Below are 13,388 nucleotides of genomic sequence, written 5' to 3' on the forward strand. Positions count from 1 at the left end.
AGTAGGACATCGTCAGGCACTCCTCTCCGACGCAAAAAAGCCACCCCACAGGGTGGCTTTTTTGCTTTCCGGGCGCGTTGCTTTCGGGGTGCCTCGGCCACCGGCAGCGACACGCACCCGATCGAGGGTGGGGCAGGGGGTGGGGCAGGGGGCGGCTGATCGGCGGCGCGGGTTCGATCGGCCAGTCTCGCTCGATCGACTCCTTGGGCGTGCCAGCGGCCGAGTGTGGCGGGTCGAGCATCTGTAGTTAGTTCATCACCGGGAGTGATGACGGACATCCAGATTATTGATTGGAAATATGTATCGGCCGTCTCCATAATTCGGGTTATTGCAATGCAGCACGAATATGGAGTCCCAAATGAGCACGCTGGTTACCCATCACGACGGTCTCGATCGCGTTCTTCGCGGCGTGCAAGTGGTGGTCGAAGGGCTTTATGCCGGCTTTCGTGGTCCGGTCGGCGCGACCTCTGCCAGTGCGAATGCTGCTGTGCAGCATCCGGTCGGTGCGAGCGCGGAGCCGGCGCCTGTCGCCAAGCCGGGCGTCCTTGCCCGCTGGATCGCCGATCGGAAGCGCCGGCGTCAGGAACGCGAGTTCGAAGCCCTGCTGATGGCCGATCCGCGGATGCACAACGAGTTCATGGCCGCCAAGGCGCGGTCCGAATGGCAGGCCTGAGGCCTGTTCACTGAATTGCGGGGGCCGGGAGCCGACCCCCGAACCGATGTCTCCTCCTCCACCTCTCCGGTGGATTCAGCCCGAACCTTCCCGGTTCGGGCTTTTTTTATGGCGCGCTGCCGCGCCGGAGGTGACCAGCCAGATGCCCGGCAGCAGCAGGGCGGTGCCGGCCCAGTGGTACCAGTACGGCTGCTCGCCCAGCAGGAGCCACGTGGCCGCCGTCGCGTAGGGCGGGCCGAGATAGAGGACGACGCCGGCCCGAGCGGGGCCGAGCTGCTTCTGGATGAAGGAGTAGGCTTGGTAGGCGCCGAAGCCCGGAAGCAGGCCGGCCGCGACGACGAGCACCAGCGTCTTCGTGTCGAGCTTCGGCGGTCCGAGGACGATCGCTTCGGCGATCGTGAAAGGTGTGAGCACGACGAGGCCCGCGATGACGATCGCCGTCAGGCGCGCGAACGGGTCGAGCACGGTCGGCCTGGCCTGCAGCATCAGCGAGTAGACGGTCCATGCGCTGGCCGCAGCGACGATCCACAGGTCGCCGGGCGTGAAACGCAGCGAGAGCAGGGCGCCCGGCGAGCCCTTGAGGATGATCAGCAGCACACCGGCCACGGCGATCGCGAGTCCCAGCGTCTGGCGCGGCGAGAGCCTGTCGCCGAGCCACAGGACCGACGCGACGGCGATCAGGACCGGCGAAATCGCGTAGATCAGGCCGATGTTCATGCCGGTGGTGGTCTTCGCGCCGATGTAGACGAAGGCGCCGCAGATCCACATGCCGAGCGCGCCGAACACGAGCAGGTCGCGCCACTCGCGGCGCCAGGCAGGCCAGTTCGCCCGCAGGGCCGGCCACGCGATCGGGAGCATCGCGAGCAGGGCCACCAGCCAGCGGAAGAAGGCGAGCGCGTGCGGCTCGATGACGCCCACCGCAGACCTGGCGATCACGTAGTTGGCCGCCCACAGCGACGGGGCGACGAAGACCAGGACGTAGGCGATTCGGAGGCGGGTTTCGGGGCGCATGGCGCGGGCAGGCGGAGTCGCGGGCAGGCGGAGTTCGTCGCGGATGATGTCACGAGGCGGGGCCTTCAACGCGGCTTGAATTCCGTGATTCGGCTGCCATCTGTGAAACTGGAACCCCGGCGGAACCGGAACCCAACCAGGATCGGATCATGAACACGCAAGGCGCCTCGACGACCCAGGTCGTCTGTCCCCACTGCAATGCGGTCAACCGGGTGCCGGCCGACCGGCTCGGCGACGGACCGAGTTGCGGGCGCTGCGGCAAGCCCTTGTTCGCCGGCTCGCCGGCGGAGCTCGACGCGGAAGCCTTCGAGCGGCACGTCGCGCGCAGCGAGATCCCGGTTGTGGTCGACTTCTGGGCGCCCTGGTGCGGCCCGTGCCGGATGATGGCGCCGGCCTTCGCCCAGGCTGCCGCGCAGCTCGAGCCCTCGGCGAGGCTGGCCAAGCTCGACACCGAGCAGGCGCAGGCGGTGGCCGCCCGCTACGGCATCCGCAGCATCCCGACGATGATCGTGTTCCGCGGCGGCAGGGAGGTCGCGCGGACCGCGGGCGCGATGAGCGGGCCGGACATCGTGCGCTGGGTGCGCGGCGCCTTGCGCTGAGGCCGCGGGCGCTCGGGTCAGCCGCGTCGCTGGGGGCGATCGGGTCGCCCGGTGCGGCAGGGCAGCAGTTCGATCGTGCCGGTTGCCGGCGTTCCGGACGTCGACCGCGGAACGTAGGCGCGCAGGGGCCGGCAGCCCTGTCGCGTGCAGAGCCGCCAGTCGTCGGTGTAGTCGGATAGCGCAAGCCTGAGTCGCGAGACCTCGAGCCCCGTGCCTGATGCGTGCCAGACCCCGTCGCGCAGGACGGCGCCTTCGGGCGGTTCCATGCCGGCCCCCGAGCCGCGCAGGCGCGACTCGACGAGGCGCAGCGTTCGGCGCGCCGGGTCGATCCGCCAGTCCTCTTCCCAGCGGACCTTCTCGATCGAGTGGATCCAGTCGAGCGTGAACCGATCGACCGGAAGCGAGGCGACGATCGTCGTCGCGACCGCGAGGCACAGGCCGATCGTCACGGGCGGCTTGCCGGTCGCATCACCGGGCTCGCGCGCGGCTCGTCGCCGCGCGCGCGTGGCTGACGGGGAGGTTCACCGCCGGCGCGCGCGGAACCAGTGGACGCCTATCGCGGCCGCGCAAAGCGCGAAGCCGATCTCGTCGGTGATCGGCAGCGCGACCACCAGCATGAAGGCCCCGGTCGCCGCCAGGAGTCGCTCCGGCCACGACAGCGGCGCCCACAGGTAGCCGATGCTGGCGGCGCCCCACAGGCCGATCGCGAGCAGGGCCTTGAACAGCACGTAGGCGGTGTCGAGAAGGGTTCCGGACTGCAGCATCAGCGCCGGGGCGTAGACCGCCATGAAGGGCACGACGAAGCCGGCAATCGCGATCCGCATCGCCTGCACCCCGATCGTTAGGCCGGGCGCGCGCGCGATCGGCGACGCCGCGTAGGCGGCCAGCGCGACCGGGGGCGTCAGGTCGGCCATGATCCCGAAGTAGAAGACGAACATGTGCGAGACGATCAGCGGCACGCCCATCTCGAGCAGCGCCGGCGCCGCCAGCGAGCTGGTGATGATGTAGTTGGGGATCGTCGGGATGCCCATGCCCAGCACCAGGCAGGTCAGCATCGTGAGCAGCAGCGACAGGAACAGGCTGTGCTTGCCGAGCTCGATCACGTAGCTGCCGAAGGAAGTGGCCGCGCCGGTCAGCGTCATGACGCCGATGATCACGCCGACCAGCGAGCACGCGACGCCTACCGACAGCGCGTTCTTCGCGCCCTCGGCGAGCCCGTTCAGGGCGAGCCTGAGCACCTCGCGGCCGCTGTGCATCCAGAGGTTCGCCGCGATCAGCAGGCCGATCACCACGAACACCGCGGTGATGCCCCAGCGCAGGAACGAGGACGAGAGCAGGCCGAGCCCGATCCAGAAGATGATGCGCAGCACGGTGTTCGGCGCCCGCGAGATCGCAGCGGCGCCGAAGATCAGGATCACGGTGGCCGCAAGGCCGACCGTGCCGGAGAACAGCGGCGTGTAGCCGGCGAACAGCAGCCAGACCAGCGCTGCCAGCGGCAGGATCAGGTACCAGCTGCGCTTCACCGCAGCCCAGGGATCCGGGCATTCCTCCTTCGGTATGCCGGTCAGCCCGAGGCGGCCCGCCTCGAGGTGGACCATCCAGAAGGCCGTGGCGAAGTAGAGGATGGCCGGGATCAGGGCGGCCTTGACGATCTCGAGATAGGGAACGCCGATCGTCTCCGCCATGATGAACGCCACCGCGCCCATCACCGGCGGCATGATCTGGCCGCCCATGCTCGAGGTGGCCTCCACGCCGCCGGCGAACGCGGGCCGGTAGCCGAAGCGCTTCATCAGCGGGATCGTGAACTGGCCGGTGGTGACCACGTTCGCGACGCCCGAGCCGTTGATCGTGCCCATCAGGCCCGACGCGACGACCGAGACCTTCGCCGGTCCGCCCCGGGTGTGGCCCACGGTACCCAGCGAGAAGTCGGTGAACAGCCGGATCATCCCGGCCTGCTCGAGAAAGGTGCCGAACAGGATGAACAGGAAGATGTAGGTCGACGAGACGTAGGTGGGGATGCCGTACACGCCCTCGGTGCCGAAGGACATCTGGTTGATGACCTGGTCGAGTCCGTAGCCGCGATGCGCGAGCGCGCCGGGCAGGTGCTGGCCGAACATCGCGTAGGCGAGAAAGGTCGCGCAGATCAGCGGCAACGCGGGCCCCATGACCCGCCGGGCGGCCTCGAAGACCAGCGCAAGCACCGCGATGCCGACCCACAGGTCCATGGTGGTCAGTTCGCCGGAGCGCAGGATCAGCTCTTCCTCGAAGATCCACTGGTAGAAGCCGAGCGCGAAGCCCGCGATGCCCAGCGTCCAGCCGAACCAGTGGCTGCCGCGACCGCCCCTGGACCAGGTCGGCAGCGCGGCGAAGGCCAGCAGCATCAGGAAGCCCACGTGCAGCGAGCGCATGACCAGGCTCGACAGCGGCGCGTAGGCCGCGGTGTAGACCTGGTAGGCCGAGAAGGCGACCGCGATCCAGAAGATCGTCCGGGTCGCCCTGGGCGAGCGGTGGCCGAAGATGTTGTGGGGGTCGTCGGCTGCGGGGCTCGCGGCCCCGGTCGCCTCGCTGGCCTGAGCGGACATCGGGAGTCTCCGGACGAAACGAAAAGAGGGACGCGGCTGCCGCGTCCCTCGCAGGACTGCGCGGGCCCGCGCGGGGCGCGGGCCCGGGGGCACCTTACTTCAGGACGCCCTTCTCACGGTAGTACTTCTCGGCGCCGGGATGCAGCGGCAGGGGCATGCCCTTGACCGCGTTCTCGAGCGAGATCCGCTTGGCCGCGGCGTGCGCCGAAACCATCTGGTCGAGGTTCTCGAACAGCGACTTCGCCATCTTGTAGGCGATGTCGTCGCTGACGCCGGAGTGCGTGACCAGGAAGTTGTTGATCGCCGCGGTCGGCACGTCGGCCGCCTGGCCCTCGTAGGTGCCCGCCGGGATCATTGCCGACTGGTAGGCCGCGTCGCCGATCTTGGCGACGACGTCGGCCGGCACCGGGATGACGACGATCTTGATCGCGGTGGCCAGGTCGCGGATCGACGCGACACCGAGGCCCGCCGACTGCAGCGTGGCGTCGAGCTGGCGGTTCTTGATCAGCTCGACCGACTCGCCGAAGGGCAGGTACTCGACCTTGGAGAAGTCCTGGTAGCTCATGCCGGCGGCCTTGAAGACCGCGCGCGCGTTGAGCTCGGTGCCCGAGCGCGGGGCGCCCACCGACACGCGCTTGCCCTTCAGGTCGGCGAGCGACTTGATGCCCGAGTCGGCGCTGGCGACGATCTGCACGTAGTTCGGATAGATGGCCGCGATGCCGCGCAGCTTGTTCAGCGGCGCCTTGAAGCCGACCTCGGCATTGCCCTTCCAGGCGTCGGACAGCGAATCGCCGAGCGTGAAGCCGATCTCGCCGCGACCCGCCTGCAGCAGGTTCAGGTTCTCGACCGAGGCCTTGGTCGACTGGACCGAAGCCTTTGCCTCGGGGATCGTCTTGCCGTAGATCTGGGACAGCGCGACGCCGAGCGGATAGTAGATGCCGCTGGTGCCGCCGGTGAGGACGTTGATGAATTGCTGGGCTTGCGCGACGCCGCTCAGGCCGAGGCCGATCGCTGCGGCCGCGATGAAGCTGCGGATGTGACGCTTCATGGGGTCTCCTGTGGTCCGGATGTCCGTGTCTTGGGGCATTCATTCTCTCAAATTTTTCGCCGCCTTCCCGACGCGGCTTCCCTTCGCGTGCCCAAGGAGCCGTCCTTGCCGAGGAGATCGCGGCGGGTGCCGGGGGGATGCGCCGGGCGCAGGGGGAATCCACCGGGCGCAGGGGGGATCCACCGGGCGCAGGGGATGCACCGTCCGACGCGAGTTCCTGCGATTCGGCTAAGCTAGCGAAGGCAGCGGCGCATTGCGGGCCGGGTGCCGCCCTTTCGGTCCACCTGACAGTTCCCGATGCGCATTACCCAGCACACCGATTACGCCCTTCGCGTCCTGATGTACGTAGGCGGGAATCCGGGCAGGCTCGTGACGATCGCCGAGGTCGCCGAGCGCTTCGGAATCTCGCGCACCCACCTGATGAAGGTCGTCAACCGCCTGGTGCGCGACGGCTTCCTCTACGGCCAGCGCGGGAAGGGCGGCGGGCTGAAGCTGGGCATGCAGGCCGAGGAGATCAGCGTCGGCGAGATCATCCGCCGCATGGAGCCCGACCTGAACTTGGTCGAGTGCTTCGAACGGCGGGGCGCCTGCCTGGTCGACCGGGGCTGCCGGCTCAGGCGGGCCCTGAACGAGGCGCTCGACGCCTTCCTGGCGGTTCTGGACCGCTACTCGCTGAAGGACCTGCTCGACAGTCCGGCCACGCTCAGGCTGGTGACGGTGGCGCGGCCGGATTGATCAGCGCCGCCGTCCGAACATCAGGCCGAGCAGCGCGCCCGCGATCGCGTCGAGCAGCACGATCGCGAGCGCGGCGCGCAGCATCGTGCCGGTCAGAAGGCTGGTGACGTCCCGGCCTCCGACGTCGGCGTCGTAGACGGCTCCCCCGGGAGCGAGCAGGCCTACCAGCATCACGTAGTCGAACAGCCAGTAGCCGAGCAAGCCGAGGAGCAGGGCGAGAACGGCGACCCGGATGCGCACGTCGAGCGTGCAGCCTCTTCGCTGCGACGTGGTCCACGCGGCCGCCGGGGCGGCGACGAGCGCCCCGATGTCCGGTCCGCCCAGCGGCCACCAGAGCTGCCGTGCGAACAGGTAGCCGAGGCCGACCGCCAGCGCGGCAGCCAGCGCCGCCGCGACCAGGCCGGCCAGCAGGCCGCTCCCGAACGCCGTGCCGGGGGGCACCGGGCTCGACGCCATCAGGGCGCCGCTACCTTGCCGCCGGCCGCGCGCCGCCGGCGGCCTCGAACCTGCCGCGCCATTCGCGCGCCAGCGCCTTCGCCTGGTCGATCTGCCTGGACGTCATCGTCGCCTCGAGCGACTTCAGCGGTTCGGCCGCCTCGGCGTGACCGGCCGCCTGCGCGAGCGCGAGCCACTGGTGCGCCCGCACCGGGTCCTTCGCCACGCCTTCGCCCTGCAGATGCGCGAGGCCGACCCGGTATTGGGCGCGCGGGTCGCCCTGGTCGGCAGCCTTGCGAAGCCACCAAGCCGCCTCGAACGGATCCTTGGGCACGCCCCGGCCCTCGGCATGTCGCACGCCCAGCAGGTACTGGGCCTCCCGCGAGCCGTGCTCGGCGGCCTTGCGCCACCAGACGATCGCCATCGACTCCGACTGCGGCGTGCCACGGCCGGCCGCGTACATCTCGCCCAGGTGGAACTGCGCTTCCGCGACGCCCTGCCGGGCCGCCTGCTCGAACAACCGGAAGGCCTCGGCCTCGTTGCGGGGGGTGCCGCGGCCTTCGGCAAGCATCAGGGCCAGCTCGCTGGATGCCTGGGTGTGCCCCTTCTCCGCTGCGAGCCGCAGCCATCGGATCGCTTCCTCGTCGTTGCGGGCCTGCATCGAGGTTGCTGCGAGCAGGGTGCCGAGCTTCCACTGGGCCTCGACATGGCCCTGTTCGGCCGCCTTGCGCAACCACGCCAGTGCCTGGGCCTCGTTCCTCGGCACGCCGGTCCCCTGCAGGTGCATCTGGCCGAACTCGAACTCGGCGCGAGGCAGGCCTTGCGCGGCGGCCTTGCCCAGCCACTCGGCCGCCAGAGCCGGGTCCCGCTGCAAGCCCTTGCCTTGCGCGTACATCCGGCCGAGATCGGCCTGTGCTTCGTGGTAGCCCTGCTCGGCGGCGCGCCTGTACCAGGCGACCGCCTCGGCCTCGTGACCGTGGGACTCGTTCCAGCGGCCGACCATCAGCTGGGCCTGCAGGTCTCCATCCTGGGCGAGCCTGGTCAGCTCCTTGAACGCGATCTCCCCGAAGAGGCGTTCCCAGAAACGGCGCTGATAGTCGGCGGCGTCGCTTCGCGCCCGGCGCGCCGCTTCCTCGCGCGCCAGTTCCTCTTCGCGGATCGCGCGCTCGATCAGGCCGCGCAGCGAGGTTTGCGCGTTCGCGAAGGGCGCGGCAAGGATGGGAATCGCCAGTGCGGCAGCGAATAGCAGGGCTGGCCAGCGCATCCGGTTCTCCGGCCCGAGATGGTTGCGATCCTGCCTACTCTAAGCGATTCGGCGGGCCCGATGCTTGCGCTGGCGCATGGGCGCGGATCGGCGCATCATCTATTTTTGCGCGTGCGACTCGCCGCGGGGCCGCGGCGGGGCGTCGCGCTCGGGGCGGGCCCGAAGTTGGGGCAGTCTGACAAGCAGGTTTCCGGGGAGCTGGCGCTGCTGCGGGCGCGCCTGGTTCGATACGCGCGCCTGCTGACACGCGATGCCGCCACTGCCGAGGATCTCGTCCAGGACACGCTCGTCGCCGTCGTCCTGCGCCGCTCGGCACCCAGGGGCGAGGCCAGCATCACCACCTGGGCGATCGGCATCCTGAAGCACAAGGCCGCCGACTGGTGGCGCTCCCGGGAGAGCCGCTGGGCGACCAACCTCGAGGTCGAGGATGGCGACGAGCCGCTCGACGCGCTGTGTCGCGACTGCCAGCATCTCGGCTTCTGCGTGTCGCTCGCGGCCGAGCCCGAGGCTGCGCTCGAGCGCCGCGAGCTGGCGGCAGCCATCGCGCGTTGCGCGTCGCGCCTGCCGGCGGTGGCTGCGCAGGTCTTCATCCTGCACGAGTGCCTCGGCTTCGACACGGTCGAGGTCTGCGCCCAGCTGGGGTTGTCGCCGGCCAACTGCCGGATGCTGTTGCATCGCGCGCGAACGACGCTGCGCAAGTGCCTCGAGCACGACTGGCAGCCCGGGCACGGTCGCTCGGCGGAACGGTCGTCACGACTGCCCGCGGCGCAACGACCAACACCGCGACGGTAAGGCGCGATGCCGAAGGGCCGGTCGCGCACGTCGACATCCATCCCTGAGGAGAATGATGATGAGAGCGCTGTTGTTCACCGCGCTCGTCGCGGTGTCGTCCACGGCGTCCGTCGTGGCGCAGGAGATCGTGGAGTTCGAAGACCACTTCGTGTCGCGACTGACGCGGGCCGAGGTGATCCAGGACCTCGGCCGCGCGAGGTCGCATGGCGAGATGGTCACGGCGGGGGAGATCTCCGCGTTCGCGGATGACGAGGCGCGCGCGCCGCGCGACGTCGCCGCGGTCCGCGCCGAGGCAGGCGAGGCTGCCCGCAGTGTCGCCGCGGGAACCGTCTACAGTGCCGAGAACAGGAACTGAGGCGGCCTCCGGGCCGGGCCAGACGTCCGGGACCGGGCAAAAGAAAAGGCCGCATCGCTGCGGCCTTTTTCCCTGCAATCTGGCTCCCCGACCAGGGCTCGAACCTGGGACCTGCGGATTAACAGTCCGTCGCTCTACCGACTGAGCTATCGGGGAACAGCCGGTAATTATAGCCAGACTTTCCGGTTGCTGTCGAATCGCATTCCGGAACCTCGCGGCGCTGTTGCCGCTTAGCCTGCCACCACCTTCGCGATCGCGTCGGCCACCGCGTCGATGTTCTTGCTGTTCAGCGCGGCCAGGCAGATCCGGCCGGTGCCGATCGCGTAGATCCCGAATTCCTCGCGCAGGCGGTCGACCTGCGCCGACGTGAGCCCCGAGTACGAGAACATGCCCCGCTGCCTGGTCACGAAGGAGAAGTCCTGCTTCACGCCGCGCTCCTTCAGCTTCGCGACGAGCTGCTCGCGCATCTGCCGGATCCGCTCGCGCATGCCGGCGAGTTCCTGCTCCCACAGCTTGCGCAGTTCGGGCGTGGACAGCACGGCCGCGACGATCGCGGCGCCGTGGGTCGGCGGGTTCGAGTAGTTGGTGCGGATCACCCGCTTGACCTGGCTGATCACCCGGGCGGTCTCGTCGCGGTCGAGCGTGACGATCGACAGCGCGCCGACCCGCTCGCCGTACAGCGAGAACGATTTCGAGAACGAGCTCGAAACGAAGAAGGGCAGGCCGGAGTCGGCGAACAGTCGCAGCGCAGCCGCGTCCTCTTCGATGCCGTCGCCGAAGCCCTGGTAGGCCATGTCGAGGAAGGCGACGAGCTCGCGCGCGCGAACCGCCTCGACGACCTGCTTCCACTGCTCGAGCCCGAGATCGACGCCGGTCGGGTTGTGGCAGCAGGCGTGCAGCACCACGATCGAACCGGCGGGCATCGCGTTCAGCGCGGCGAGCATGCCGGCGAAGTTCACGTCATGCGAGGCGGCGTCGTAGTACGGATAGGTATTGACCTTGAAACCGGCGCCCTCGAACAGCGCGCGGTGGTTCTCCCAGCTCGGGTCGCTGATCCAGACCTCGGCGCCCGGATTCAGCCGCTTCAGGAAGTCGGCGCCGATCTTCAGGCCCCCGGTTCCGCCGAGCGCCTCGAAGGTCGCGACCCGGCCGGCGGCCAGCAGCGGCGAGTCCTTGCCGAACAGAAGGTGCTGCACCGCCTGGTTGTAGGCGCCGAAGCCTTCGATCGGCAGGTAGCCGCGCGCCGGAGCGGTTTCGAGGCGGGATTTCTCGGCTTCCCGCACCGCGGCGAGCAGCGGCAGCTTGCCGTTGTCGTCGTAGTAGACGCCGACGCCGAGGTTCACCTTGTTGGTGCGCGTGTCGGCGTTGAAGGCTTCGGTCAGTCCCAGAATCGGGTCACGAGGGGCCAACTGGACGGCGGCGAACATCGACTGGCTCATGGCGATCGACCAAGTTCCTGATTGTTAAGGTTTTTTACGTAATGAAACACAAGTATCTGCACAAGAAATGTGCAGGGCACTAGCTTTTTGGGGGGCGGGAAGCGATAATTCGTCTTTGGCTGAGCGGCGGCGAAATCGCCGATTGGCCGGGATGAAAAGCCCTTGCCGGCTCGTGGTTTGCTGCCGGATTCCGCAACGCCGGGAATCCTGCGATGTCATGCGGCGGCGCAGCAAGCGCTCTATTTGTCAAGTCTAACACGCTGCCTCCGGAAACCTCGCCCAGATGACCGATCTCGCGCTCGACAGCACGAAGTTCGTCAGCTTCCCGGGAAGCCCTTTCCGGCTGTACCAGCCCTTTCCCCCGGCTGGCGACCAGCCGGAGGCCATCGCGCGCCTGGTCGAGGGCATCGAGGACGGCCTGAGCTTCCAGACGCTGCTCGGCGTGACCGGCTCGGGCAAGACCTTCACGATGGCCAACGTCATCGCGCGGCTCGGGCGCCCCGCGCTGGTGCTCGCGCCGAACAAGACGCTGGCGGCGCAGTTGTACGCGGAGATGCGGGAGTTCTTCCCGAACAACGCGGTCGAGTACTTCGTTTCCTATTACGACTACTACCAGCCCGAGGCATACGTGCCTCAGCGCGACCTGTTCATCGAGAAGGATTCGTCGATCAACGAGCACATCGAGCAGATGAGGCTGTCGGCGACCAAGTCGCTGCTCGAGCGCCGCGACACGGTGATCGTCGCGACCGTGTCGTGCATCTACGGCATCGGCAATCCGAACGACTATCACGCGATGGTGATGACGCTGCGCGTGAAGGACCGGATGTCGCAGCGAGACGTGCTGCAGCGGCTGGTGTCGATGCAGTACAAGCGCAACGAGACCGATTTCGTGCGCGGCAGCTTCCGGGTGCGCGGCGACACGATCGACATCTTCCCGGCCGAGCATGCCGAGCTCGCTGTGCGGGTCGAGCTGTTCGACGACGAGGTCGAGAGCATCCAGCTCTTCGACCCGCTGACCGGCCGGGTGCAGCAGAAGATCCCGCGCTTCACCGTCTACCCGTCGTCGCACTACGTGACGCCGCGGGCAACGGTGCTGCGGGCGATCGAGACGATCAAGGAGGAGCTGCGCGAGCGGCTGGCCTTCTTCAACGCGCAGGGCAAGTTCGTCGAGGCGCAGCGCCTCGAGCAGCGCACCCGCTTCGACATCGAGATGCTTCAGGAGCTCGGCTTCTGCAAGGGCATCGAGAACTACACGCGGCACTTGTCGGGTGCGGCGCCCGGCGAGCCGCCGCCGACGCTGGTCGACTATCTGCCGTCCGACGCGCTGATGATCGTCGACGAGAGCCACGTCACGATCGGCCAGCTCGGCGGCATGTACCGCGGCGACCGCTCGCGCAAGGAGACCCTGGTCGAGTACGGTTTCCGGCTGCCCTCCGCGCTGGACAACCGGCCGCTGACCTTCGAGGAGTTCGAGTCGAAGGTCCGCCAGTGCGTGTTCGTTTCCGCCACGCCGGCCGACTACGAGGCGCGCCAGTCGGGCCAGGTCGTCGAGCAGGTGGTGAGGCCCACCGGCCTGGTCGATCCCCTGGTCACGGTGCGGCCGGCGACCACGCAGGTCGACGACGTGTTGTCGGAGATCCGGGCCCGGGTCGGGCAGGGCGAGCGGGTGCTGGTCACCACGCTCACCAAGCGCATGGCCGAGGACCTGACCGACTACCTGGGCGAGCACGGCGTGAAGGTCCGCTATCTGCACTCGGACATCGACACGGTCGAGCGGGTCGAGATCATCCGCGACCTGCGGCTCGGCACCTTCGACGTGCTGGTCGGCATCAACCTGCTGCGCGAGGGGCTCGACATTCCCGAGGTCTCGCTGGTCGCGATCCTCGATGCCGACAAGGAAGGGTTCCTGCGTTCGGAGCGCAGCCTGATCCAGACGATCGGCCGGGCGGCGCGCAACCTGAACGGCACGGCGATCCTCTACGCCGACCGGGTCACCGACTCGATGCGCCGCGCAATCGACGAGACCGAGCGCCGGCGCGCGAAGCAGGTGGCGTTCAACGCCGAGCACGGGATCGTGCCGCGCGGCGTCAGCAAGCAGATCCGCGAAATGATCGACGGCGTCTGGGACCCGCAGCAGGCACGCCAGGAGCTGAAGGCGGCCGAGCAGCAGGCCGGCTACGGGGTGATGTCGGAGAAGGCCGCCACGAAGGAGATCAAGCGGCTCGAGAAGCTGATGCTCGAGCACGCGAAGAACCTGGAGTTCGAGAAGGCCGCGCAGGTGCGCGACCAGCTCGCCGCATTGAAGGAGCGGTTTTTCGGCTCGGACGGAGGAAGCAACGTCGTTCCGTTCGTGGCCGGCAAGGCCGCTTGAATGGCGCCCCGGAAGGGGCGCGAAGAAAGAATCCTGTTTTCGAGTCTGGAGCTGAAATGGCAAAACGTGAACCGATCTCGCTGG

13 protein-coding genes and 1 tRNA gene are annotated in these 13,388 nt (G+C 68.5%); 6 read left to right on the top strand and 8 right to left on the bottom strand.

Going from position 1 to position 13,388, the window contains the following annotated elements:
- Positions 1-358 precede the first annotated feature (358 nt).
- Positions 359-673 (top strand): hypothetical protein, encoded by a 315-nt coding sequence (locus tag M6I34_RS00005; RefSeq protein WP_272483671.1) that lies wholly within the window; start codon positions 359-361, stop codon positions 671-673.
- A 75-nt stretch (positions 674-748) separates the two neighbouring features.
- Here the strand turns inward: M6I34_RS00005 and M6I34_RS00010 are convergent, their stop codons facing one another.
- On the bottom strand, positions 749-1,684 hold the full coding sequence (locus tag M6I34_RS00010) for a DMT family transporter (RefSeq protein ID WP_272483672.1): 936 nt from the start codon (positions 1,682-1,684) through the stop codon (positions 749-751).
- A gap of 149 nt (positions 1,685-1,833) precedes the next feature.
- Between M6I34_RS00010 and trxC the strand changes: the two genes are divergently transcribed.
- Positions 1,834-2,283 carry a thioredoxin TrxC gene (gene trxC, locus M6I34_RS00015; RefSeq protein ID WP_272483673.1) on the top strand — a complete coding sequence of 150 codons (450 nt, stop codon included), beginning with the start codon at positions 1,834-1,836 and terminating at the stop codon, positions 2,281-2,283.
- Positions 2,284-2,300: 17 nt separating this feature from the next.
- Here the strand turns inward: trxC and M6I34_RS00020 are convergent, their stop codons facing one another.
- From M6I34_RS00020 to M6I34_RS00030, 3 genes are all read right to left on the bottom strand, one after another.
- Positions 2,301-2,732: a DUF1850 domain-containing protein gene (locus M6I34_RS00020; protein ID WP_272483674.1), complete on the bottom strand. Its 432-nt coding sequence runs from the start codon at positions 2,730-2,732 to the stop codon at positions 2,301-2,303.
- Positions 2,733-2,804: 72 nt separating this feature from the next.
- Positions 2,805-4,865, bottom strand: a complete 2,061-nt coding sequence (locus tag M6I34_RS00025; RefSeq protein ID WP_272483675.1) for a TRAP transporter permease — start codon at positions 4,863-4,865, stop codon at positions 2,805-2,807.
- A 94-nt stretch (positions 4,866-4,959) separates the two neighbouring features.
- Positions 4,960-5,913 carry a TAXI family TRAP transporter solute-binding subunit gene (locus M6I34_RS00030; protein WP_272483676.1) on the bottom strand — a complete coding sequence of 318 codons (954 nt, stop codon included), beginning with the start codon at positions 5,911-5,913 and terminating at the stop codon, positions 4,960-4,962.
- A 297-nt stretch (positions 5,914-6,210) separates the two neighbouring features.
- Between M6I34_RS00030 and M6I34_RS00035 the strand changes: the two genes are divergently transcribed.
- Positions 6,211-6,648 carry an RrF2 family transcriptional regulator gene (locus M6I34_RS00035; protein ID WP_272483677.1) on the top strand — a complete coding sequence of 146 codons (438 nt, stop codon included), beginning with the start codon at positions 6,211-6,213 and terminating at the stop codon, positions 6,646-6,648.
- Here M6I34_RS00035 and M6I34_RS00040 read toward each other — a convergent pair whose 3' ends face one another.
- A complete protein-coding gene (locus tag M6I34_RS00040) occupies positions 6,649-7,104 on the bottom strand; it encodes a hypothetical protein (RefSeq protein ID WP_272483678.1) in 456 nt (151 codons plus the stop codon). It abuts the gene before it with no gap.
- Between the two features lie 10 nt (positions 7,105-7,114).
- Complete coding sequence (locus M6I34_RS00045; protein ID WP_272483679.1) at positions 7,115-8,347, bottom strand: SEL1-like repeat protein; 1,233 nt, start codon at positions 8,345-8,347, stop codon at positions 7,115-7,117.
- A gap of 165 nt (positions 8,348-8,512) precedes the next feature.
- On the opposite strand from M6I34_RS00045, the gene M6I34_RS00050 reads away from it, so the two are divergent.
- Together M6I34_RS00050 and M6I34_RS00055 are read left to right on the top strand one after the other, a co-directional pair.
- The gene (locus tag M6I34_RS00050; RefSeq protein ID WP_272483680.1) at positions 8,513-9,139 is read left to right on the top strand and encodes a sigma-70 family RNA polymerase sigma factor; all 627 of its coding nucleotides are present in this window, start codon (positions 8,513-8,515) and stop codon (positions 9,137-9,139) included.
- Positions 9,140-9,197: 58 nt separating this feature from the next.
- Positions 9,198-9,494 carry a DUF4148 domain-containing protein gene (locus M6I34_RS00055; protein WP_272483681.1) on the top strand — a complete coding sequence of 99 codons (297 nt, stop codon included), beginning with the start codon at positions 9,198-9,200 and terminating at the stop codon, positions 9,492-9,494.
- Positions 9,495-9,574: 80 nt separating this feature from the next.
- Here M6I34_RS00055 and M6I34_RS00060 read toward each other — a convergent pair.
- Both M6I34_RS00060 and M6I34_RS00065 read right to left on the bottom strand, forming a co-directional pair.
- Positions 9,575-9,650, bottom strand: a tRNA-Asn gene (locus M6I34_RS00060).
- Positions 9,651-9,724: 74 nt separating this feature from the next.
- Positions 9,725-10,933, bottom strand: coding sequence for an amino acid aminotransferase (locus tag M6I34_RS00065; protein ID WP_272483682.1), 1,209 nt, complete (start codon positions 10,931-10,933; stop codon positions 9,725-9,727).
- 283 nt (positions 10,934-11,216) lie between these two features.
- Here M6I34_RS00065 and uvrB point away from each other — a divergent pair, with 283 nt between their 5' ends.
- On the top strand, positions 11,217-13,304 hold the full coding sequence (gene uvrB / locus M6I34_RS00070; protein WP_272483683.1) for an excinuclease ABC subunit UvrB: 2,088 nt from the start codon (positions 11,217-11,219) through the stop codon (positions 13,302-13,304).
- Positions 13,305-13,388 lie beyond the last annotated feature (84 nt).

Origin of the sequence: Zeimonas sediminis (assembly GCF_023721795.1) — a bacterium.
GTDB lineage: Bacteria > Pseudomonadota > Gammaproteobacteria > Burkholderiales > Burkholderiaceae_E > Zeimonas > Zeimonas sediminis.

What these genes read in the sequence shown, in the direction of transcription:
- M6I34_RS00035 (WP_272483677.1), top strand. Translation starts at nt 6,211, where the DNA reads ATGCGCATTACCCAGCACACCGATTACGCCCTTCGCGTCCTGATGTAC.
- M6I34_RS00040 (WP_272483678.1), bottom strand. Translation starts at nt 7,104, where the DNA reads ATGGCGTCGAGCCCGGTGCCCCCCGGCACGGCGTTCGGGAGCGGCCTG.
- M6I34_RS00045 (WP_272483679.1), bottom strand. Translation starts at nt 8,347, where the DNA reads ATGCGCTGGCCAGCCCTGCTATTCGCTGCCGCACTGGCGATTCCCATC.
- M6I34_RS00005 (WP_272483671.1), top strand. Translation starts at nt 359, where the DNA reads ATGAGCACGCTGGTTACCCATCACGACGGTCTCGATCGCGTTCTTCGC.
- M6I34_RS00025 (WP_272483675.1), bottom strand. Translation starts at nt 4,865, where the DNA reads ATGTCCGCTCAGGCCAGCGAGGCGACCGGGGCCGCGAGCCCCGCAGCC.
- trxC (WP_272483673.1), top strand. Translation starts at nt 1,834, where the DNA reads ATGAACACGCAAGGCGCCTCGACGACCCAGGTCGTCTGTCCCCACTGC.
- uvrB (WP_272483683.1), top strand. Translation starts at nt 11,217, where the DNA reads ATGACCGATCTCGCGCTCGACAGCACGAAGTTCGTCAGCTTCCCGGGA.
- M6I34_RS00065 (WP_272483682.1), bottom strand. Translation starts at nt 10,933, where the DNA reads ATGAGCCAGTCGATGTTCGCCGCCGTCCAGTTGGCCCCTCGTGACCCG.
- M6I34_RS00010 (WP_272483672.1), bottom strand. Translation starts at nt 1,684, where the DNA reads ATGCGCCCCGAAACCCGCCTCCGAATCGCCTACGTCCTGGTCTTCGTC.
- M6I34_RS00030 (WP_272483676.1), bottom strand. Translation starts at nt 5,913, where the DNA reads ATGAAGCGTCACATCCGCAGCTTCATCGCGGCCGCAGCGATCGGCCTC.
- M6I34_RS00055 (WP_272483681.1), top strand. Translation starts at nt 9,198, where the DNA reads ATGAGAGCGCTGTTGTTCACCGCGCTCGTCGCGGTGTCGTCCACGGCG.